General features: G+C 70.6%; 15 protein-coding genes. 5 read left to right on the top strand and 10 right to left on the bottom strand.

What is annotated here, in order from left to right; translation table 11 throughout:
- The first annotated feature begins 54 nt into the window (after positions 1 to 54).
- Positions 55 to 507, top strand: a complete 453-nt coding sequence (locus ACF08F_RS18840; protein WP_392299637.1) for a MerR family transcriptional regulator — start codon at positions 55 to 57, stop codon at positions 505 to 507.
- Here ACF08F_RS18840 and ACF08F_RS18835 read toward each other — a convergent pair.
- Together ACF08F_RS18835 and ACF08F_RS18830 are read right to left on the bottom strand one after the other, a co-directional pair.
- The gene (locus tag ACF08F_RS18835) at positions 493 to 936 is read right to left on the bottom strand and encodes a diadenosine tetraphosphate hydrolase (RefSeq protein ID WP_392299636.1); all 444 of its coding nucleotides are present in this window, start codon (positions 934 to 936) and stop codon (positions 493 to 495) included. The genes ACF08F_RS18840 and ACF08F_RS18835 overlap by 15 nt on opposite strands.
- 117 nt (positions 937 to 1,053) lie before the next feature.
- Positions 1,054 to 1,176, bottom strand: coding sequence for a hypothetical protein (locus tag ACF08F_RS18830; protein ID WP_392299635.1), 123 nt, complete (start codon positions 1,174 to 1,176; stop codon positions 1,054 to 1,056).
- Positions 1,177 to 1,473: 297 nt separating this feature from the next.
- Here ACF08F_RS18830 and ACF08F_RS18825 point away from each other — a divergent pair, with 297 nt between their 5' ends.
- The 4 genes from ACF08F_RS18825 (at position 1,474) to ACF08F_RS18810 (ending at position 5,666) form a co-directional block, all read left to right on the top strand.
- A complete protein-coding gene (locus tag ACF08F_RS18825) occupies positions 1,474 to 1,956 on the top strand; it encodes a DedA family protein (RefSeq protein ID WP_392299634.1) in 483 nt (160 codons plus the stop codon).
- 283 nt (positions 1,957 to 2,239) lie between these two features.
- Positions 2,240 to 3,700 (top strand): catalase, encoded by a 1,461-nt coding sequence (locus tag ACF08F_RS18820; protein WP_392299633.1) that lies wholly within the window; start codon positions 2,240 to 2,242, stop codon positions 3,698 to 3,700.
- 66 nt (positions 3,701 to 3,766) lie between these two features.
- A complete protein-coding gene (locus ACF08F_RS18815) occupies positions 3,767 to 5,281 on the top strand; it encodes a carboxylesterase/lipase family protein (RefSeq protein WP_392299632.1) in 1,515 nt (504 codons plus the stop codon).
- A gap of 64 nt (positions 5,282 to 5,345) precedes the next feature.
- Entirely contained in the window at positions 5,346 to 5,666 is a 321-nt protein-coding gene (locus tag ACF08F_RS18810) for a hypothetical protein (RefSeq protein WP_392299631.1), read from the top strand.
- Between the two features lie 81 nt (positions 5,667 to 5,747).
- Here ACF08F_RS18810 and ACF08F_RS18805 read toward each other — a convergent pair whose 3' ends face one another.
- The 8 genes from ACF08F_RS18805 to ACF08F_RS18770 form a co-directional block, all read right to left on the bottom strand.
- Complete coding sequence (locus ACF08F_RS18805) at positions 5,748 to 10,034, bottom strand: discoidin domain-containing protein (RefSeq protein ID WP_392299630.1); 4,287 nt, start codon at positions 10,032 to 10,034, stop codon at positions 5,748 to 5,750.
- Positions 10,035 to 10,112: 78 nt separating this feature from the next.
- Positions 10,113 to 13,493 carry a CARDB domain-containing protein gene (locus tag ACF08F_RS18800; RefSeq protein ID WP_392299629.1) on the bottom strand — a complete coding sequence of 1,127 codons (3,381 nt, stop codon included), beginning with the start codon at positions 13,491 to 13,493 and terminating at the stop codon, positions 10,113 to 10,115.
- A 407-nt stretch (positions 13,494 to 13,900) separates the two neighbouring features.
- A complete protein-coding gene (locus ACF08F_RS18795) occupies positions 13,901 to 14,911 on the bottom strand; it encodes a LacI family DNA-binding transcriptional regulator (protein WP_392299628.1) in 1,011 nt (336 codons plus the stop codon).
- An 89-nt stretch (positions 14,912 to 15,000) separates the two neighbouring features.
- A complete protein-coding gene (locus ACF08F_RS18790) occupies positions 15,001 to 17,067 on the bottom strand; it encodes a glycosyl hydrolase family 28-related protein (RefSeq protein WP_392299627.1) in 2,067 nt (688 codons plus the stop codon).
- A 65-nt stretch (positions 17,068 to 17,132) separates the two neighbouring features.
- Positions 17,133 to 18,743 (bottom strand): glycoside hydrolase family 13 protein, encoded by a 1,611-nt coding sequence (locus ACF08F_RS18785; RefSeq protein WP_392299626.1) that lies wholly within the window; start codon positions 18,741 to 18,743, stop codon positions 17,133 to 17,135.
- Between the two features lie 151 nt (positions 18,744 to 18,894).
- Entirely contained in the window at positions 18,895 to 19,770 is an 876-nt protein-coding gene (locus ACF08F_RS18780; protein WP_392299625.1) for a carbohydrate ABC transporter permease, read from the bottom strand.
- A gap of 16 nt (positions 19,771 to 19,786) precedes the next feature.
- Positions 19,787 to 20,746 (bottom strand): carbohydrate ABC transporter permease, encoded by a 960-nt coding sequence (locus tag ACF08F_RS18775; protein WP_392299624.1) that lies wholly within the window; start codon positions 20,744 to 20,746, stop codon positions 19,787 to 19,789.
- 89 nt (positions 20,747 to 20,835) lie between these two features.
- A complete protein-coding gene (locus tag ACF08F_RS18770) occupies positions 20,836 to 22,263 on the bottom strand; it encodes an extracellular solute-binding protein (protein ID WP_392299623.1) in 1,428 nt (475 codons plus the stop codon).
- Positions 22,264 to 22,400 lie beyond the last annotated feature (137 nt).

Here is a 22,400-nt window from a genome sequence, read left to right as displayed (position 1 = left end):
ACGCTAGAAGCTAGAGTCGTGTCTAGATCAATAGCTGTGTGACGGGGGTCACTCATGGACCTGAGCATCGGCGAAGTGGCGCAGCGCAGCGGGCTCAGCGTCCACGCGCTGCGGTTCTACGAGCGGGAGGGCCTGTTCGCCAACCCGGTGCGCCGCCTGCCCAACGGCCGCCGGATCTACCACGAGGAAGACCTGGAGTGGCTGGCGATCTGCACGAAGCTGCGCTCCTCCGGCATGTCGTTGGCGACGATCCGGCAGTACATCGACCTGGCGCGCCAGGGCCCTGGCAACGAGCACGAGCGGCTCGAGCTGCTGCGCCGGCACGAGAGCCACGTGGAGGCGCAGATCCGGGAACTGCGCGAGACCTTGGACGTCATGCGGTACAAGGTGAGGATCTACGAGGAGCACCTCGCGCGCGGCGAGGCCGACCGTCTCTGGAATCCGTCCCGTTCGGACACCGCGGTGGCCGGCCCCCACCACGAGGACCAGGCGTCAGAGGGGGCGTGACTCCTCGGGCGCGCCCTCCGGCGGGCGCAGCCGGTCCAGCTCGTCGCCGATGGCTTCTCGGAGCACGTCGTGCCGCGGGCCGAGCCTGAAGCTCTCGTCGCTCCACCGGTCGCGCGGGTAGAGCCAGACGGGAAGACCGACCACATCGGCGGGCTCCCACTCGAACCGCGGCCACACATGCGCGTGCAGGTACGGGTCCGTGTTCCCCAGGATCTCCAGGTTGACCCGCCGGAAGGCGGGGTCCGCCTGTCGGCAGGCGCGTTCCACCGCCTCGCCGAGCCGGTCCATGTCGGACAGGAACGACAGCCGCTTCGTCCTGGGCAGGTCCGAAAGCCGCTGTACGTTCGGGTCGTCCACGAGGAGGACCGAGTACCCCGGCAGGAACTGCACGTCGCCTATCGCCGCGAACCCCGCCGTCAGCCTTCGCACGACGGTCGGGTTCTCACCTCTCAGAGCGGACCCGATCCGGTCCGTCCGTCAGTCACTGTTCATGGCCCGAACCTAACCGCGGGTGATCATGGGGAGGAACGGACGCCCTGGGCCCGCTCAGAACTGCTGGAGGTAGGTGTCACCGGCGTACCGGGCGATGGGCTCGGCGGGGCGGCACTGGTTGAACATCAGGTCGTAGAACGCCCTGGCCGTGGCCTTGTTCTTCTCCGGGTCGCTCATGGGGTCACGGTAGGTCCGGCGGCCGGGCTCGGCACGGTGAGTGTGGCCGTGCACGGGGGTGCCGGGTCCGGGCGGGGCGTCCGGTGGACCCGCGACCTGTACCCTCTTCCGGCCTTAGGTTAGGCTGACCTTGCCTGGCGTGCGAGTGTACGGTCGGCAGAGGACTCGACGGGCAGAGGTAGGGCGCAGGTGAGAGACGGTATCCGGGCTTGTGCGCGTCGTGCGCCCGCTGGGGCGGGACGTCCATGCGGCTGAGGTGCGTTCCGGGTGCCGGGCCGGGGTACGGGACGGGGCGTCGTGGATAAGATCGCGCTGACGGCCGGAGCCCTGTACGTGATCGTTCTGCTGCGCGCCGGAGGGACGTTCGCCGTCGGATGGCTCACCGGCGCCGGTGCCCGTCGCAGCAGGTTCGCCGGGCGGATCTCCTCGGCGAAGTTCCAGCGTGCCGAGCGGGCGATCCAGCGTTGGGGCGCGCCGGTGGTGGCCCTCTCCTTCCTGACCGTCGGTTTCCAGACCGCCGCGAACTTCCTCGCGGGCAGCATGCGCATGCCGTTGCCGCGTTACCTTCCGGCCCTGTTCCTGGGCGGAGCGGCCTGGGCGCTGATCTACGCGACGGCGGGGATCGGCGTGCTCGAAGTGCTGGGAAGGATCTTCGCCGAGCAGACGGCTCTCGGTGTCTCCGCCGTGGCCGGTCTGCTGCTCGCGGTGTGCGGGGCCGTGGTGTACCGCAAGCGGAGGGCGACGTCGCCCTCCGGGGACGGCGTGGCCGAGGAGTCGTAGGTCGCGGGGTTCCGACAGCGACCGAAACACACCGGTTCGACACTGCGGTTCGCGAGCGCGGCCCTGGACTCGGTCTCCGGCATCGCCTTCGGCACCGAGGCCGGAGCTCCGGAGCTCGTGGAGCGCGGGCGCCGCACCCTCGCCCGCCTGCGAGCAGGCACTCTCTGACCGCTCCTGGGCAGCCGACGGCCCGCCTTCGGTTGATCACCGGCCGAGTCGTCTCGGGTCGCGGCGTGCGGCGGATGGGGGAAGGGTGGGCTGGGCGCGACGAAAGGGAAGAGTCATGACCGAGAGCCGACCCGCGACGACGACCGATTCCGGCGCCCCGGTGGAGAGCGACGAGCATTCGCTCACCGTCGGGCCGGGAGGGCCGATCCTCCTCCAGGACGCCTACCTGATCGAGCAGATGGCGCAGTTCAACCGGGAGCGGATCCCGGAACGGCAGCCGCATGCCAAGGGCAGCGGCGCCTTCGGCCGTTTCGAGGTCACCCATGACGTCAGCCGGTACACCAGGGCGGCTCTCTTCCAGCCCGGCGCCCGCACCGACATGGTCGCCCGCTTCTCGACCGTGGCCGGTGAGCGCGGCAGCCCGGACACCTGGCGCGACCCGCGCGGCTTCGCGCTGAAGTTCTACACGTCCGAGGGCAACTACGACATGGTCGGCAACAACACGCCGGTCTTCTTCGTGAAGGACCCGATGAAGTTCCAGCACTTCATCCGGTCCCAGAAGCGGCGGGCGGACAGCAATCTGCGCGACCACGACATGCAGTGGGACTTCTGGACCCTGTCCCCCGAGTCCGCGCACCAGGTCACGTGGCTGATGGGCGACCGTGGCATCCCCCGTACCTGGCGCCACATGAACGGCTACACCTCGCACACGTACATGTGGATCAACGCGTCCGGGGAGCGGTTCTGGGTGAAGTACCACTTCAAGACCGACCAGGGCGTCGAGTTCCTCACGCAGGACGAGGCGGACCGGCTGGCCGGGGCCGACGCGGACTTCCACGTGCGGGACCTGTTCGAGCACATCCGGGACGGGGACTTCCCGTCCTGGACGCTGCACGTCCAGGTCATGCCGTACGAGGAGGCCGCCGGGTACCGGTTCAACCCCTTCGACCTCACCAAGGTCTGGCCGCACGGCGACTACCCCCTCATCCCCGTGGGCCGGATGACCCTCGACCGCAACCCGACCGACAACCACGCCGAGATCGAACAGGCGGCGTTCCAGCCGAACAACTTCGTCCCCGGCATCGGGCCCAGCCCCGACCGGATGCTCCTCGGCCGGCTCTTCTCCTACGCCGACGCCCACCGGGCGCGCATCGGCACGAACTACCAGCAGCTTCCCGTGAACGCGCCCGTCGTCGACGTCCACACGTACTCGAAGGACGGCGCGATGGCCTACCGAAAGACCTCCGACCCGGTCTACGCGCCGAACTCCCAGGGCGGACCGGCGGCCGACACCGAGCGGTACGGGACCCCGCCGGGCTGGGCGGCCGACGGGGAGATCACCCGGTCGGCCTACGTGTCCCACCCGGAGGACGACGACTGGGGCCAGCCCGGCACCCTCGTCCGCGAGGTCCTGGACGACGCGGCCCGCGACCGGCTCGTGGACAACGTGGTCGGCCACCTCCTCGACGGCGTGAGCGAGCCCGTCCTGGAGCGCGCCTTCACCTACTGGACGAACATCGACACCTCCCTCGGCAAGCGCATCACCGACGGCGTCCGGGAGCGGCAGAACGCCTAGGGCGTGTCGTTGGCGAGACGGCATGATCCCGGAACGTCCAGGGCGCCGCCCACCGAGGGAGCTGTGATGACCCTTGGCGTGTCCGAGGTCCGGGTGACGGGCGGGGTGTTGCGCGGGAGTCTGGAGGCGGGCGTCGCGGTGTTCCGTGGCATCCCGTTCGCCGAGCCACCGGTCGGCCCGCTGCGCTTCGCCGCTCCGCGGCCCGCGCGCGCGTGGGACGGCGTACGGCCGGCGGTGTCGTACGGCCCTCCCCCGCCGCAGGGCGGCCATTTCGGCATGGACGCGCTGGCGCAGGACTCGGCGGGCGACGACTGGCTCACCGTCAACGTCTGGTCGCCCGACCCGAGCCCCGCCGCCGGTCTGCCGGTGATGGTGTGGATCCAGGGCGGCGCCTACTCGATCGGCATGTCCGGCCTTCCCGAGTACGACGGCGGCCGCCTGGCGCGTGACGGTGTCGTCCTGGTGACGTTCAACTACCGCGTGGGGCTTGAGGGTTACGGGCAGATCGAGGGAGCGCCCGCCAACCGGGGCCTGCTGGACCAGGTCGCCGCTCTGGAGTGGGTACGCGACAACATCCGGGCCTTCGGCGGCGACCCGGGCCGTGTCACGGTCTTCGGCCAGTCGGCGGGTGCCGGGTCGGTCGCCGCCCTGCTGGCGACGGATCGCGCGGCGGGGCTCTTCGTCCGCGCCGTGGCGCAGAGCGTGCAGGGCACGTTCTTCTCGCCGGAGCTCGCCGCCGACATCGCGGCCGCCTGCGCCGCCGAGCTGGGACTGCGGCCCACGGTGGCCGACCTGTCCGGGGTGGAGCCCGCCCTGCTGGCCACCGCAGGTGACGCGGTCGGCACCGAGGCGGAGGGGCGGAGCGATCGGTGGGGTCCGGCCGCGCACCGGGCGATCCCCTTCAGCCCCGTCGTCGACGGTGACTCCCTGGCGGTCACTCCCTGGCAGGCCCTCGCTGCCGGCGCCGGACGGGACGTCGAGCTCCTCGTCGGCCACACCCGCGACGAGACGCGGCTGCTGGCCGCGCTCGACGGAGTGCTCGGCCAGGTCACACCGGAGCAGGCGGAGACCGCCCTGCGTGTCTTCGGGCCCGGTCCGGACGCCGCACGCCGTTACCGCGAGGCGTTCCCCGCCGCGGGTCCGGACGAGCTCTACGAGCTGGTCGCCTCCGACTGGCTGTTCCGCATGCCCTCCCTCCACCTCGCCGAGGCCCAGGTCGCCGCCGGCGGCCGGGCGCACGTCTACGAGCTGACCTGGTCCGCCCCGGGCATGGGCGCCGCACTCGGCGCCTGCCACGGCCTCGACGTCCCCCTGGTCTTCGGCAACCTGGACCGGGGCCGGACCGCGGCGCTGATCGGCGAGGGCCCGTCCGTGGAGGCGGAGGAGCTGTCCGCACGCATGCGGGCCGCGTGGACGGCGTTCGCCGCCCACGGTGACCCGGGCTGGCCCGCGTACGACACCAGGCGGCGCCTTGTGCGGCTCTTCGACGTCCGGCCCGGTGTCGCCGCCTACCCGGAGGAAGCCTCACGTCTGCTCTGGCAGGACCACACCTTCCGCGCGCTGCCGCTGCTGCAACAATGACGTCGTCATCGGGCCGGGCGCTCCTCGCGCCTCGGGCCTTCTGCTGTCGGAGGGGAACGCCATCATGGCGTGGATAGTGGGAACGGCTGTGTTCCTGGGGCTGGTGGTGGTCGCGCTGGGCATCGTCACGCTCAGGACGGGGTGGGTCGTGCCCACGGCACGCCGTCGCGTCGCCAGGCCCGAGCTGCACGGTCTGGGTGCGCTACTCGTGGGCACCTCCGTCGTGCTGCAGGGCCTCTTCTTCTTCCCGGTCCTGCCGGGCGTCTCCTGGGAGGCCCGCTTCTTCGGGGGGAACGCGCTCCTTCTGACCGGGCTGCTCCTGCTCGCCCTCAGCCAGCTGCTGCCGGTCCGCCGGAGCCAGGACCGCCCCGGCCCCTCGGTCTGAGGCCGGGCGCGGGGCCGGCGCCCGCCGCTGGGTGCGGGGGCGCCGGTGTTCTCGGTGGTCTCCTTGCCGGGCGGAAGCCCGTCAGCAGGGGTTGACGGTGAGCTTGAAGTTGGTCGTGTTGCGGATGTTCTCGGCGTTGTCCTGCATGCGCAGGCAGTTGAAGGTGGCCTCGCCGACGGCGGGGCCCTGGCCGGGTTCGGGCATCTCGTTGGCCCAGACGCCTATGCCGGACTTGGCGTTCCAGGCGTCGCCGCTGCGCTTCGCACCCGTGATCGAGATGTCCGTGAAGACGGTGTCCTTCACGGGGTTCTCGGGCTGCGAGCCCGTGTACTTCGTCTGGAACATGATGCCGCTGTACGTGGGGTCGACGATGTCCACGTGGCTGACCCGGATTCCCTGGAAGACCTTCGAGGCGGAGAAGATCCAGATGCCGGGGAACGCCTGGTTGCCCCAGAAGTGGCCGCCGGCCCGGACGATCGAGATGTTCTCGAAGTTCGTCGGGATCGTCCCGAAGCCGTTCATCGGATAGCCGAAGTCCAGCGACGAGACGGTGATGCCGGAGTAGACGAGGGTGTCGGCGATGTGGATGTTGCGGAAGGTGTTGTTGTAGCCGCCGTACACCGCGATGCCCGCGGCCCGCCAGGTGAGCGTGGTGGTCAGGTTCTCGTAGACGTTGTTCTTCATGTCCGCGCCGCCGGCGTCGATCGCCGAGAAGAGCGCGAAGCTGTCGTCGCCGGTCGCCCGGGCGTCGTTGTTGGAGACCAGGTTGTCGGTCGATCCGTTGGTCATGTTGACGCCGTCGGCGAACATGTTCCGGATCCGCGAGTTCTTGATCGTCATCCGGTCGGTGTTGGCGCCCCAGTAGAGGCACACCATGTGCTCGTTCCAGATGTCGTCGACGACGATGTCCGCGACGTTCTGGAAGTCGAAGACCTTGCCCGGACCGTCGATGCGGGTGACATAGTTGCCGAAGTAGGCGAAGCCCTTGAAGAGCGAGCCGTTCGCCGTGGCCTCGGCCCGGAAGCCGATGTCGGTGTTGTCCTGCGTGGTGGGCGCGTGGAACTTGGTGTACCAGGGGCCCGCACCGACGACCTTGACCGCCTTGCCGTACACCTGGAACTTGCTGGACGTCTGGTAGTCGCCCGGCGGCAGGTAGACGCCGACGAGCTTCCCGGTGGTGTCCATGCGGACCTTGTCGAGCGCGTTCTGCACGTCCTGGTGCGTGAGTCCGGCCGGCACGGTGTACGTGGCCGGGTCGGGGTTCGCGACCGGTGCGACCTGCTCCAGGTCGACGAAGTCGATCGCGTAGTGGGCGGCGGAGTTCGCGGCGTCCTTCTGGAGCCGGATCCTGCTGCCCGCGGGGATCGTCTCGCCGAACATCAGGTGCGCCTCGTCGTAGATGTGGCGCGGGGCGCCGGAGCCCGGGTCGTTGCCGGGGCCGGCCTCGGCTCCGTACAGCCAGGCGTACTTCGAGGTGAGGGGCAGGGCCTTCTTGAACACGCCGTCGACGTAGACGTTGATGCTGGAGTCGATCCCGCCGCCGCCCGGGGCGTCCGGGAGGGAGAAGCGGGTGACGAGGGTGTTGGTGGCGGCGCGGGTGGTGAACTCGACGTACTCGCCGGTCGCGTCCAGGGTGACGGCCTTGCGGCCGGACGCCTCTCCGGCGATGTCGCCGACGGTCCGGTTGGGTCCGACGACGCTCGCGCCGCCGCCTGCCGTGCCGTCCTCCGCCTCGTAGGTCGTGTACGGCATGTTCGCGCCACGTCCGACGAAGAGCGGTTGGGTCGCCGTGTTGTTCGCGCGCTTCACCGGCAGCTCGTTGGCGTCGGCGGCGAGGACCGTCCTGACGGTGTACGAGCCGTTCACGGCGGTCCATGTGCCCAGGCTGACCTGGGCCGAGGCTCCGGGTGCCAGTGCTCCGGTGTGGACGCCGGTCAGTGTTCTGACCACGCCGCCCTGGCTGTTGACCAGCTCCAGGGACACGCCGTGGTCGCCGCTCGTGGTGGGTTCGGTGCCCTGGTTCCTGACCGGGACCTTGAACGTGACGGCGTCGCCGGCGGTCGGGCTCGACGGGGTGGTCGTCACCGAGCCGGCGACGAGGTCGGCGCTCGCGACCGGCTTGACCACGAGCGCGGCCGGCCGGGTGTAGGTGTTGTCGGTCTCGTTCTGCTCCAGGACCTCGTTCGCCTCGTCCGCGACGGCGCCGAGCTCGTACGAGCCGGACGCGCGCACGCCGAGGGAGACGGGGACGGTCGCCTGCTGTCCGGCGGCGAGGGCAGGGACCTGGCCGGTCGCGACCTTGGTGCCGCCGAGGCGGACGGCGACCTTGCTCGCCGCCGCGGAGACCGCGCCGTCGTTGCGGACGGTGGCGGAGACGGTGATCTCGTCGTCCTCGTCGGGCGAGGCGGGCGTGGTGGTCAGTCCGGTGACGGTGAGGTCCGGGTTGGGCGCGGGGACGCCGACGACCTGGAACTCGGCGAGCTGCCCGGCCGGGGCTCCGGAGTTGGCCGTGAACCTGAGCTGGACGTCCGCCAGTCTCTTGGCCAGCGGGATGGTGACGGTGTTGCCGCTTGCCGGGTCGAAGGAGTAGCTCCTGGCCGCGATCTGGCCGGTGAATCCGGTGGCGTTCTGTTCGCGGCCGAGGACCTCGACGGTCTGGGTGCGGGCCTGCCAGGCCTGGGCCGGGTTGAGTTTGAGCACGAGTCTGTCGAGGTCGGCGTTGGCGCCGAGCTTGACCGTGAGCGTCTGCGGATAGCTGCCGCCCGCGCCCTCCCAGTAGGTGGCGGTGTCGTTGTCGTTGGCGTTCGCCGCGACGAAGGTGCCCGTCGTGGAGGACGCCTCGACGGGCTTGCCGACGGAGAGGTTGGAGCCGCCGCCGCTGCCGTTTCGGGTGACGGCCTGGGAGGCGACGGAGGTGTTGCCCGCCGCGTCCTTCGCCACCACGTGGTACGAGACGGTGGCGCTCGCCGGCTGGCTGTCGGTGTACGTGGTGACGTCGCCCGCGACGCTGCCGCGCAGGACGTTGTTCGCGTAGACGTCGTAGGCGGTGACGCCCTTGTTGTCGGTCGAGGCGTTCCAGGTGAGCTTGATCTGGCCGGTGGCGGGCTCGGTGTAGGCCAGGTTCGCGGGGGCGGTCGGCGCCTGGGTGTCTCCGGCCTCGCCGACACGGGTGACGGTGTTGCTGTCACCCGACTGGTTGCCCGCCGCGTCCTTCGCCCGGACCCGGTAGGAGACGGTCTGGTTGGCCGGCCGGTTGTCGGTGAAGGTCGTGACGTCGCCGGAGACCGTGGTGAGCAGGGTGTTGTCGGCGTAGATGTCGTACGCGGTGACGTCCTCGTTGTCGGTCGAGGCGTTCCAGGTGAGCTTGATCTGGCCGGTGGCGGGCTCGGTGTAGGCCAGGTTCGCGGGGGCGGTCGGCGCCTGGGTGTCCCCCGTGGCCGGGCCGTAGACCTCCAGTTCGGAGAGCTGGGCGGCGGGCTGCGCGGTGTTCGCGGTCACCAGGACGCGCACGTGGCGGGTCGTGGTGGAGTCCAGGGTGAGCGTGGCGGTGTTGTCGTTGCCCGCGTCGAAGGAGTACGCCCGGGAGGCCGACAGGTCGGTGAAGGCGGTGCCGTCGGTGCTGCCCTGGATCTTCAGGGTCTGGCTGCGGGCGCCCCAGCCGGCCGGGAGCCTGAGGACGACGCGGTTGACGGCCACGGTGGCGCCGAGGTCGGCCTGGAGCCACTGCGGCAGGGCGTTGTTGGCGCTCTCCCAGTAGCTGGCCCGGTTGCCGTCGTTGGCGTTGGGCGCGGCGTACACCTCGGTGTGGCTGCTGGCGGTCAGGGTCTTCCCGGCGGCGAGATTCGCCGAGGAGCCCTCGGCCGCGTGCACCTCCAGTTCGGAGAGCTGCGCCGCCTGCCAGCCGGTGTTGGCGGTGACGTGGACACGGACGTACCGGGTCAGGGCCGCCGGGAAGGCGATGGTGACCGTGTTGGCCGAGCCGGGGCTGAAGGTGTAGCCGGCCGCGCTCTTCAGGGTGCTGAAGCTGGTGCCGTCGGCGCTGCCCTGGATGGACAAAGTCTGGTTGCGGGTCTCCCAGCCGGCGGGCAGCTTCAGGACCACCTCGTCGATCCGGGTCGCCGTGCCGAGGTCGGCCTGGACCCACTGGGGCAGGCCGGCGCCGGCGCTCTCCCAGTACGAGCCCTGGTTTCCGTCGGTGATGTTGCCGGCGGAGTAGCCGGCCTGGGCGCTGCTGGAGGCGGCGGTGTCACCGAGTGCGATGTTGGGTCCGCCGGCCGCCTGGGCGGCCATCAGCGGGCCTCCCAGGGTCAGCAGGCTGGTCGCGATCGCGGCGCTCAGGCACCGTGATCGCCAGGTGGGGGTTCTCATCGTTCCTCGCTTCTCGGTCCCGCGCCCGCCCGGGAGTGCGGGCGGGCGCGGGACGGGGTGGTGGAAGGCGGGGGTGCGTCAGCCCTGGTTGAAGGTGAACTGCGTGCCGGGCTGGGAGCAGATGTCGCCCTTGGCCGAGTCGGTGACGGTGACGCCGGTCAGCGTGGCGCTGCCGCGTGCGCCGCTCATCGCGAGGATGCCGCAGCCGTTGAGCGACTTGTCGATGCGGACGTTCGTGACCTTGACGTTCGGCATGGCGCCGCCGCCGGTCTTGAACTGGATGCCGTCGTAGGTCGACTCGTGGATGTCGGTGTCCCGGATGGTGACGCCGGGGATGTCCGGGCCCTGCGCGAAGAGGGTGATGGCGCCGAACTCCTGGTCCTCGTTCCAGAAGGCACCGCCGGTGCGGTGGAGCGCGTTGTTGGCGATGAGGGTCTGTCCGGAGAAGGGCAGCGGGTCGTGGTCGGTGGCCAGCATGATGCCCGGGTAGTTCATGGTGTCGGCGACGACGTTGTTCTCGATGGTGTTGCCGTGACCGCCGTAGACGGCGATGCCGTTGGCGCGCCAGGGCAGCTGGACGGTGTTGTTGCGGAAGTGGTTGTCGTGCCCGACGTCCACCGAGGTGTCCTTGACGTACTTGCTGGCCCAGACGGCGAGGGCGTCGTCGCCGGTGTTGCGGAACGAGGAGTTGTAGACGGTGGAGTTGCGGGTGCCGTTGGCGAAGTTGACGCCGTCGGCGTAGGTGTTGCGGATCCGCATGCCGCTGAACTCCAGGCCGTCGCCCGGTCCCCACAGTTCGGGGATGTTGGAGTAGTCGCGGCCGACCCAGGCGCCGACGTTGGCGTGCTCGATCCAGACGTTGCTGATCTTGGTGTTCTGGCCGAAGCGTCCGTTGAGGCCGACACCGCCCTCGGCGTTGCCGTCACCGCCCCGGATGGTGCCGGAGCCGAAGATGGCGATGTCCGAGATCTTGGTGTTGTCGTCGATGTCGAAGCCGAAGTTGCCCTCGTGCGGGTGGTTGATGCCGTTGGCCAGGTGCGGCGGGGTCAGGGTGTAGAGCTGCGAGTGCCACATGCCGGCGCCGCGGATGGTGACGTCGCGGATGCCGACCTGGTTGTGGGTGCCGCGGTTCAGGGGGTCGTCGGTCAGGATCTTCTGCTCCTGGCGCCACTGTCCGGCCGGGATCCACACGCAGGGGATCTCGCCCTTCTGGTCCGCCGTGACGGCCCGCTGGATGGCGTCGGTGTCGTCGATGCCGTCGTTGGGGACGGCGCCGTACGCGGTGATCGACGCGCACTCCGCCGGCTTGGCGGCCGCCGGGGCGACCTGCTCCAGGTCGACGAGGTCGACGACGTAGAAGGCGGCGGTGTCGCCGGCGTCCCGCTGGAGGCGGAACTTCGTGCCGGCCGGGTAGGACTGGGTCAGCAGGGCGTGGGACTCGTCGAAGAGGCGCCGCGCGTCACCGCCCGGGGTGTTGGTGAGTCCCTCCGGCTGGTCGGTGGTGCCGTAGAGCCAGCTGTGCTTGGAGGAGAGCGTCAGCTTCCGCACGAACTGGCCGTCGGCGTAGAGGCTCAGGGTGGCCTCCTGTCCGCCGCCGCCGGGGGCGTCGGGGACGGAGTTGCGTACGACGACGGAGTTGGCGGCGTTGGTGGAGGTGAACTCCACGTAGTCGCCCGTGGTGTTGAGCCGTACCGACTCGCGGCCCGAGGACTCGGTGGCGAAGTTGGTGTGGCCGAAGGGGCGGGTGGAGTCGGTGGAGAGGAGGGAGCCGCGGTAGTTCGCGTCCTCGGCCTCGTACTCGGTGTACGGGACGGCGGCGCCGCGCCCGACCACGAGGGAGCGTGCGAAGACGTTGTTGTTCTCGTTGGTCTCGGTCACGGTGCCCGTGGCGTCGGCGGTGGCGGTCAGGGTGACGCCGCCGTTGGTGGCCGTCCAGGTGCCGGTGACGGCGACGGTGACGGTGTCCCCCGCCGCGACGGCCGGGGTGCTGCCCGACAGGGTGGTCGTGCCGACGGTCAGGCGGGTGGTGGTGCCGGCCGGGGCGGCGGACGTGCCGCGGTTCTTGACGGCGACCGTGAAGGAGACGGGCGCGCCGACGGCGGGCGTGGCCGGGTTGGGGGTGATGCCGGTGACCGTGAGGTCGGGGCCCGGTGTCTGGGTGACGTTCAGCTTGTTCGTCGCGGTGCGGCTGTTGTTGCCGTTGTCGAGCTCGGGCACGGTGTCGGTCGGGTCGACCGCGGCCGAGACGGTGTAGGAGCCCATCGGGCGCTTGCCGATGGGGACGTCCACGGTCGTGGCCTGTCCGGCGGCGAGCACGGGGACGGGGGCGGAGCCGGCGACGGTGCCCTCGGCGCTGACGGCGACCGTGCTCGCCGGGGCGGCTGCGGTGCCGGCGTTGCGGACGGTGGCCTTGGCGGTCACGTCGTCGGCCTCGGAGGGGGTGGCCGGTGTCCAGGTGAGTTCGTTGACGACGAGGTCGGGGGCGGGGGCGGCCCTGCCGAGGACCTGGATCTCCGCGACCTGGACGCCGGGGGCGCCGCTGTTGGAGAAGCCGGTCAGCCGCAGGTCGGCGACGCGGCCGGTCACCGGGACGGTGACGGTGTTCTGGCCGGTCGACGGGTGGAACGCGTAGTCGGCGCGCGCCTTGAGGGTGGTGAAGCCGGAGGCCGCCGAGGCGCGGCCCTGGATCTCCAGGGACTGGGTCCGGGGGCCCCACACGGCGTCGGGGTTGAGCTTGACGACGACGGCCTCGATGTCGGCGTCCGAGCCGAGCTTGACGGTGAGGCCGCCGGGGAAGCCCGCCGATTCCCAGTAGGTGGAGGTGTTGTCGTCGTTGGCGTTGGCGGCCGTGTAGTTCTGGGCCGTGGACGTCGCCTCGATCGGCTTGTTCCGCGCCAGGTCGGTGCCGGTAACCGGTGGCGGGTCGCCCGGGTCCCCGCCGCCCGTGGTGTCGCCGTAGATCTCCAGTTCGGAGAGCTGGGCGGCGTTCCATCCCGTGTTGGAGGCCACCTGGACCCGTACGAAGCGGGCCGTGGCGGTGGGCAGGTCGATGTTCACCGTGTTCGCGGCGGACGGGTCGAACGAGCGTGCCTGGCCGGCGGCGATCGTGCTGAACGAGCTGCCGTCGGCGCTGCCGAGGACGGCGAGGTTCTGGCTGCGTGCCTCCCAGCCGGTGGGCAGCTTGAGCGCGAGGCGGTCGAGCTCGACCTGGGCGCCGAGGTCGACCTGGACCCACTGCGGGAAGGAGCCCGACGGGCCTTCCCAGTAGCTCTGTTGGCTGCCGTCCGTGACGTGGGACGCGGGGTAGCCGGTGTGCGTGCCGCCGGCCGTTGCGGCTCTGCCGAGCGCGAGGTTGGCCTCGCCCGCCGCCTGCGCGGGAACGGGGAGCAGTCCTACGGAGATCAGGCCCGCTGTCAGCAGACCGACCCCCAACCGCCTGCTCGGATGTGTGCCTCTCATGGTGACCTCTCCGCGATGCGGGCACGGCCCATGGCCTGTCTCCGTCCCGGGCGCCCCTCACCGGAGGACGCGCAAGGGAGCTCGGAGGAGTTCGACAGGGTCACGCGCCTGGAGCCCGACATGGCTCCGACAAGGATCGAATGACGACTAGCCATGTTCTTGAGTAACTCTGTGGCTCATTTGCGCCGTCAGCCCGCAAGGTTTCTACTGGATGGCGACTTTGTCAACGGTTCCCGTCCGGTTGCAAACATCCGCCATCTCGCGGAAACGCCGACGGCACCGGTATCGCAGCCGCTCAGGGCGGTGACACCGGTGCCGTCGGGTGATGGCTCTTCAGTTGTCTTGTGGAGAAAGGCAGTTGGGCGCCGGGGGAGGAGGGACTCCGGGAGCGGGGGTCCGCCGGAGGATCAGCGCGCGGGTGGCGGGGCCGTCGAGCCGCGGACGACGAGCTCGGGCTCGAAGAGCAGCTCCCCGGGGTGGTGCTGGGTGCCCTGGATCTGCGCGATGAGCAGGTCGACGGCGGCGCGCCCCATGGCCTCGATGGGCTGGCGCACCGTCGACAGCGGCGGCTCCGTGCAGGTCATGAAGGCGGAGTCGTCGAAACCGACGACCGACACGTCCGCCGGGACCGAGAGGCCACGGCGCCGGGCGGCCCGGATCGCCCCGAGCGCCAGCGGGTCGCTGCCGCAGGCGATGCCGGTGGCGCCGCGCTCCAGGAGGCGCGCGGCGGCGGCCTGTCCGCCCTCCAGCGAGAAGATCGACCGCTCCACGAACGCGTCGTCCCACTCCGTGCCGGCCGCCTTGGCGGCCACCCGGGCGGCCTCGAGCTTGCGGCGTGAGGGCACGTGGTCCTCGGGTCCGAGCACGAGCCCGATCTTCTCGTGGCCCAGCGAGGCGAGGTGGCGCCAGGCCTGTTCGATGGCGACGGCATCGTCACAGGAGACGCAGGGGAAGTCGAGGCCCTCGATCGAGGCGTTGACGAGAACGACGGGGATGTTGCGCTCGGCCAGCCGGTAGTAGTGCTCGTGCGGGGCGTCGGCCTGCGCGAACAGACCGCCCGCGAAGACCATGCCCGAGACCTGCTGCTGGAGCAGCAGGTCCACGTAGTCGGCCTCGGAGACACCGCCCTTGGTCTGTGTGCAGAGCACCGGGGTGAGCCCCTGCTGAGCGAGCGCACCGCCGATGACCTCGGCGAACGCCGGGAAGATCGGGTTCTGCAGCTCCGGCAGGACGAGTCCGACGAGCCGCGCGCGCTCGCCCCGCAGCTGCGTCGGCCGTTCGTAGCCGAGCACGTCGAGCGCGGTCAGCACGGACTGCCGGGTCGCCTCCGAGACCCCGGGCTTGCCGTTGAGGACACGGCTCACCGTCGCCTCGCTGACCCCCACCTTCTTGGCCACTTGAGCAAGTCGTCGCGTCATACACGCAAGTCTAGCGCAAATAACGCAAGAGAATTGCGCCAATTCGACAGGGACAGCGGGCTACACGACGCAAGAGAGCGGACCCCGCGTCAGGGCCAGGGCGAGGGAGCCGGGGGTGCGACGACCGGCGGTCGGTCCTCGCAGGTGATGGTGTTCGGCAGCAGCCAGGGGGCCAGCCAGCCGCCGTCGTTGCCTCCCCGGTCGGTGAGCGCGAACTCGGAGCCCGTGGCGGGGAAGTTGAAGGAGCCGCAGTTGTTCACGCCGACGGCCCCGACGTTGCGGGCGTCGACGTTCTCGAAGGTGGCGGAGCCCGCCGTGCGGGCGCTGAGCACGGAGTTCCCGGTACCGTCCACCCGGATGTCCTTGAAGTGGACCTTCGGGACGGCGTAGCGGTCCTTCACCCCGTACTCGCTGACCAGCATGACCGCGTTGTGGGTCGAGTCGAGGTAGTGGTCCCCGGTGACCCGGACGTCGGCGTCGATCGAGCCGTCGAGGGCGTAGAACCAGAGGGCGCCGAGGCCGATCCTCCAGTTGAGGTCGAGGGTGCCGGCGCGGACGGTGGTGTTGTCGGTGAAGCGGAGGGTGCCGGTGAAGGGCTCGGCGCCGAAGCGGGCGCCGGCGTGGAGTCCGCTGCCCTCGCGGACGGGATCGGCGACGAGGTTGCCGGCGACGGTGGTGTCGGCTCCGCCGTAGACCGCGATGCCGTTGGCGAGGGTGGGTGACTGGACGGTGTTGCGGGCGACGGTGTTGCGGGCGTCGGCGGTCTTCTCCGACCACAGGGCGATGCCGTCGTCGCCGGTGTTGCGGACGAAGTTGTTCCGTACGAGCGAGTCGGTGACGCCGGTGTGGAGGTTGAGGGCGTCGGCGATCTGGTCGGTGATCACGTTGTTCGTGATCCGCACGTTCCGCATCGGACCGTCGAACCAGAGGCCGACCTTGGTGTGGCGGAGGTGGAGGCCGTCGATCGTGGAGTCGCTCATGGCGCCGCCGACGGCGTTGACCTGGTCGGTGTCGATGCGCTCCCGTACATCGCCCTCGACGGCGAAGCCCCTCAGGTGCACGTTGCGGCTGCCGCCCTCGGCTGCGGGCTTTCCGTAGAGGCCGACGCCGGTGTGCCGGGAGCCGTCCGGGGCGGGTTCGTCGAGGGTGACCTGGCGGCCCTTGAGGACGGTGTGCCAGTTGCCGGCGCCGACGATCGTGACGTCGTCGACGACGATGTGCCGGTCGACCCGGAAGGTGCCCGGCGGCAGGTAGACGGGCCGGTCGGTGCGGCGGGCGAGGGCGATGGCCCGCTCGATGGCGGGGACCGCGTCCCGGCGCCCGGTGGGGTCGGCGCCGAGGGCGCGGACGTCGACACCGCCGCGCTCGACGTGCGGCGGGGCGACGAGCTCGGTGTCGAGGAGGTCGATCACCGTCCAGGCGGCGGGGCTGCCGGTGGGCACCGTGAGCCGGACCTTCTCCCCGGCGCGGTGGGTCCTGCCGAGGTGGAGGCGCTGCTCGTCGTAGAAGTGCGTGGGCCGGAAGGGCTTCGGGAACTCGGGCGCGGGCGTGGTGGCGGCCGGGACGCAGGAGCACTCGGCGAGCCACCAGTCCGGGTGGAGCAGCCCGGCGCCGGGGTCGTTGGTGAACGGGTACTGGTTGTAGAGCCAGGAGTACTGGGAGGTCAGGGTCAGCGTGCGGCGGTGGCGTCCGTCGAGCGCGACGTCGAGGGGCGCGGTGATGCCGCCGCCTCCGGCCGCGTCCGGGATGCTGTAGCGGACGGTCAGGGCGTTGGCGGCGCGCGGCAGGGTGAACTCGACGTACTGCCCGGGGACGAGCCGGACCGCCTTCCGGCCGGAGGCCTCGGAGGGAAGGGTGTACGGGGTGCGGTCCGGGCCGATGACCGTGCCGGTGGTACGGGCGTTCTCCGCCTCCTGCTCGACGAAGGCGACCTCGGCACCCCGCCCGGCCACCAGCTCCGGGTCGAGGCCGGCGCGGGTGACGACGGGCCGGACGGGCTCCGGGCCCGCCGGTGCGGTGTGAGCGGCGGGCCCGGTGGTGGGGGCGGCGGCCGCGATGCCGCCGGCCACCTGCCCGAGGCAGAGGAGGGCGCAGGCGACGGCGGTGGCTCTCGCCCCGGTGCGCAGGCGTGGCGGGCGGACGTGACGGGGGATCATCTGAGCTCGCTTCTGTGGAAGGGAGGTCACGCGGCGGACGGGATGCGCGGCGGGGAGCGGCGGGCTCAGGCGCGCAGCCAGGCGGCGGTGTCCGGGGGGAGGGTGCCGCTGGGGTCGAGGGGACCGCTGGCGAGGAGGAGCGTGCGGTGGGCGGGGAGCCGTACGGAGCCGGCGGAGAGGTTGACGACGCAGGTCAGGCCGGAGTCGCGGGTGAAGGCGAGGACGCCGTCGGGGGCGGGGAGCCAGGTGAGCGTTCCGTCGCCGAAGCCGGGCTCCGCGCGGCGCAGCCCGAGGGCCGTGCGGTAGAGGGCGAGCATCGAGTCGGGGTCGGCGCTCTGCCGGTCGACGGCGTAGCGGGACCAGTCGGCCGGCTGCGGCAGCCAGGGCTCCGTACGCGTGTCGCCGCCGAAGCCGTAGGCAGGGGCCTCGGCCTCCCACGGGAGGGGGACGCGGCAGCCGTCGCGGCCCGGGTCGGTGCCGCCGGAGCGGAAGTGCATGGGGTCCTGGATGCGGTCCAGGGGGATGTCGGCCTCCGGGAGGCCCAGTTCCTCGCCCTGGTAGAGGTAGACGGAGCCGGGCAGGGCGAGCGTGAGGAGGGCGGCGGCGCGGGCGCGGCGGGTGCCGAGCTCCAGGTCGGCGGGGGTGCCGAACCGCTTGGTGGCGAAGTCGAAGGCGGTGTCGGCGCGGCCGTAGCGGGTGGCGGTGCGGGTCACGTCGTGGTTGCAGAGCACCCAGGTGGCGGGGGCGTGCACGGGGGCGTGCTCGGCGAGGGTGTCGTCGATCGTGCGACGGAGCCGGTCCGGTTCCCAGGGGCAGGCGAGGAAGTTGAAGTTGAAGGCGGTGTGGAGCTCGTCGGGGCGCAGGTAGCGGGCGAAGCGCTCGGCGTCGGGGAGCCAGACCTCGCCGACGAAGACGGCGCCGTACTCGTCGGCGATCGCCCGCCAGGAACGGTAGACGTCGTGGATCTCGTCGAGGTCGATGTACGGGTGGGGGTCGACGCCCTCGGTGAAGTCGCGGAGGTCCGGGTCCTTGGTGAGGAGGGCGGCGGAGTCGATGCGGACGCCGGCGACGCCGCGTTCGAACCAGAAGCGGAGGACCTCTTCGTGTTCGCGGCGGACGTCGGGGTGGGACCAGTTCAGGTCGGGCTGTTCCGGGGTGAAGAGGTGGAGGTACCACTCGCCGTCGGGGACGCGGGTCCAGGTGCTGCCGGAGAACTGGGAGGGCCAGTCGTTGGGCGGGAGTTCGCCGTGCTCGCCGCGGCCGGGGCGGAAGTGGAAGCGGTCGCGCGCGGGGCTGCCGGGGCCGGCGGCGAGCGCCTCCCGGAACCAGGTGTGCTGGTCGGAGACGTGGTTGGGGACGATGTCGACGATGACGCGGAGGCCGAGTTCGGCGGCCTCCGCGATGACCTTCTCGGCCTCGTCGAGGGTGCCGAAGGCGGGGTCGATGGCGCGGTAGTCGGCGACGTCGTAGCCGCCGTCGACCATCGGGGAGGCGTACCAGGGGGTGAACCAGACGGCATCGACGCCGAGCGCGGCGAGGTGAGGCAGTCTGGCCCGGACGCCCGCGAGGTCACCGGTGCCGTCCCCGTCGCCGTCGGCGAAGCTGCGCGGGTAGACCTGGTAGATGACGGCGTCGCGCCACCAGTCGGCGGTGCGGGTCGGGGTGGGGGCTGCCACGGGGTGTTCCTTTCGGGCAGGGGGAGTTCTTCTCGGGCAGGGAGGGGTCTTCACGGACCGGAAGGGGTTCTTCGCCGTCGTCCCTGAGCAGCGGGGACAGGATGGGCCCGGGACGACGGCGAAGGCTTCGGGGGAAGGGGCGGTGCGGGCTTCAGCCCTTGAGGCCGCCGGCGGTGAGACCGCCCATGATGTTGCGCTGGAAGACCAGGAAGACGAGGAGGGTCGGCAGCGAGGCGATGGTGAGGGCGGCGATGAGGACGTTCACCGGGACCCCGTTGGAGAGCGAGTAGATGCCCACGTTGAGGGTCTGCTTCGCCGGGTCGGGGAGGGTGAGCATCGGCCAGAGGAAGTCCTTCCAGACGCCGACGACCGCGAAGATCGACACCACGCCGAGGATCGGCCGGGAGATCGGCAGGACGATCGACCACAGGATCCGCGTCGGGCTCGCGCCGTCCATCGAGGCGGCGTCCAGGATCTCCTTCGGGACGGAGTCGAAGAACCGCTTCAGCAGGAAGATGTTGAAGGCGTTCGTGACCGAGGGCAGCCAGATCGCCCACGGCGTGTTCAGCAGGTTCCGTTCGACGACCGGCACGTCGAGGACGGTCAGGTACTGGGGCACGACCAGGACGGTCGCCGGGATCATCAGGGTGGCGAGCATCATCCCGAGGATCGCCTTGCCGAGCACCGGGCGCAGCTTGGACAGCGAGTAGGCCGCCGCCACGTCGAGGACGAGCTGGAAGGCCAGGGCTCCGAAGGCGTAGTAGAAGGTGTTGAACAGCAGCGAGGAGAGGTCCATGACCTCCCAGGCGCGGCTGTAGTTCTCGGGGGTGAAGCTCTCCGGCACCAGCGTCGGCGGGGTCCGGACGACCTCCTGGGTGTCCTTGAAGCCGCTGGAGACCAGCCAGTACAGGGGTCCGAGGAACACCAGGGTGAAGCCGCCGGTGACCAGGGCGAAGGCACTCCAGTACAGGCGCTTGCCGCGGGGCCTGGCGAGCACGGCCGGTGAGATGAGCGTACGTGTGGACATGCTGTTCTCCCGGGTCCTACGCGTCCTCGGAGCGGCTGAGCTTCACGTACGCGGCCGAGAATCCGGCGAGCAGTACGAGCAGGAGCAGGCCGAGGGCCGCCGCGGCGCCGTAGTTGTTGAAGTTGAAGGCGTACTGGTAGATGAGGTAGACGACGGTGGTCGTCGAGCCCTCGGGTCCGGCGCCGCCGGTGAGCAGGAAGGGTTCGACGAAGACCTGCATGGTCGCGATGATCTGCATGAGCAGCATCAGCGAGAGGATGAGGCGCGTCTGCGGGATGGTGACGTGCCAGATCTTGCGGAACAGGCCGGCGCCGTCGAGCTCGGCCGCCTCGTACAGCTCGCCCGGGATGCCCTGGAGCGCGGCGAGGTAGATCAGGGTCGCGCCGCCCATGTTCATCCAGGTCGAGGCGACGACGAGGGAGAACATCGCGATGTCGGCGTCCTGGAGCCACTGCTGCTCGGGCAGGTGGAGGAGGCCGAGCAGTTCGTTGAGGAGGCCGTAGCCCGGGTCGTACAGGTACTGGAAGAGCAGCACGGCGGCGACGGGCGGCAGCATCACCGGCAGGTAGACGAGGAGCCGCAGGTATCCCTTGCCGTGGTGGAACTCGTTGATCGTGAGCGCGAGGACGAAGGGCACGGCGAAGCCGAGGACGAGGGCGAGGGCGGTGAACCAGAGCGTGTTCCCCCAGGCCTGCCAGAAGGCGGGGTCGTTGAAGACGGTGGTGAAGTTGTCCAGTCCGACCCAGACCGTCCGGCCGCTCTCGGTCTTCTGGAAGGCCAGGAGGAACTCCCTGACCATCGGGTACCAGGAGAAGATCGCGAAACAGAGGACGGCTCCGATGAGGAACGCGTGGGCCGTCAGGTTGCGCCGCAGGTTCTTGGCGAACGCGCCGCCGGGGGCCGGGGGGCTCTCGCTGCGGGGCGTGGAGCGGCGTGGACGCGCCGTCTTGCTCGGGGTCAGGCTCGGGGCCGACATGCGTGCTCCTTGGTACGGGACTGCCGTGGCTGCTGGCTGGGGTGCCGGGCGGGGCGGGCCGTGGCTGACGCCCGCCCCGCCCGGTCCCGTCACTGGTTGGCCAGGACCTGGTTGACCTGCGTCTCGGCGGTCGAGAGGAGCTTGTCGACGTCGGCGTCCTTGTTGGTGAGGATGCCGGACATCACGTTGTCGAGGACCTTGTAGATCTCCTGGGCCTTCGGCGGCTCGGCCTTGCCGGGGACGGGGTCGGCCATGAAAGCCCTGAAGTTGGCGACGGGCATGGTGGCGCTGGCGGCGCGGCCGGCGTCGTCCGTCTTCTTCGACTCGTTCAGCCAGAAGTTCGGCTGCGGGAGGCCGACGGGCAGGCTGTCGGACTTGGCGCGGGACCAGTCGAACTGGCCCTTGCCGACGGTCAGGTTCTTGAAGTTGAGCCAGGCGATGCCGGCCTTGATCTTGTCGGGCGATATGCCCTTCTTGATCATGTAGTTGTTGCCGCCGGCGAGGGTGTTCTTGCCGCCGGGGATGGGGCCCATGCCGAAGTTCTCGTACGTGGCGCCGAGCTGCTGGACCATGTAGGTGATGTCGTCGGGGGCGGCGAGGAACATGCCGAGCTTGTCGGTGGCGATCTGCTTCTGGAGGTCGCCCCACTTCAGCAGCTGGGTCTTGCCCATGCTGTCGTCCTCCCAGCGCATGGCGCGGAGGTTCTTCGCGACCTGCTTGCCGAGGTCGTTGTTGAAGGCCGCCTTCTTGCCGCTCGTGTCGACGATGTCGCCGCCGAGGCTGTACAGCTGGGCGGTGAAGTGCCAGCCGCCGGTGTTGCCGGCGCTGTACTCGCCGAAGCCGGAGATGCCCTCGCCCAGGCCCGCGATCTTCTTCGCGGCGGCGCGGACCTCGTCCCAGGTCCGCGGCGGGGCGTCGGGGTCGAGCCCGGCGTCCTTGAAGAGCTTGCGGTTGATCAGCAGGCCCATCGTGTAGTTGCTCGTCGGCAGGCCGTACAGCTTGCCGTCCTGCTTGAGGGAGCCGAGGACGTCGGGGTCGATGTCCTTGAGCGCCGGGACGGTCTTGTCGCTGACGTACGCGGAGATGTCCTCGGCGCCGTCCTCCGAGAGGACCTGCGGCAGGTCGGTGAAGTAGGTGTAGAAGACGTCCGGCTGCGACTTGGCCTTGAGCATCGCGGTGAAGCGTGGCGGCTCCAGGCACTGGCCGGGGGTGGAGCGGCCCTCGATCGTGACGTTCGGGTACGTCTTGTTGAACGCGGCGACGTCCTCCTTCCACTCCTTCAGCTCGGCGGCCTTCGCCGCGGGCGGCATGCAGTCGATCGTGATCGACACCTTGGTCTTCGGGTCCAGCGGGGCGGAGGCGTCGGTCGGACCGTTCTGCTCGCTCTGCTGCGAAGCACCGTCACCGTCGTTGTCGCTGCTGCTCGTGCCGCAGGCGGCGAGCGCGGTCAGCGTCATCGCGGAGACGAGGGTGACCGCGCTGGCGCGGCGGGTACGGCGGAGCCTGGCACTTCTCATCGAGTGGTCCCCTTCGGGCAAGAACGTGGAGGTCGCCCCACCGACGGACGGCGTCTGCGTTGCGGGGCGCGGCACACTCAATCACCCTCAACAAGTGAACGCAAGATGTCGCGCCAATTTCGCAATTGCTCGACAAG

This window comes from Streptomyces sp. NPDC015130 (assembly GCF_043080005.1).
Lineage (GTDB): Bacteria > Actinomycetota > Actinomycetes > Streptomycetales > Streptomycetaceae > Streptomyces.
The sequence above is the reverse complement of the archived record's forward strand: the minus strand, read 5'-3'. Positions and strand labels throughout refer to the sequence as shown.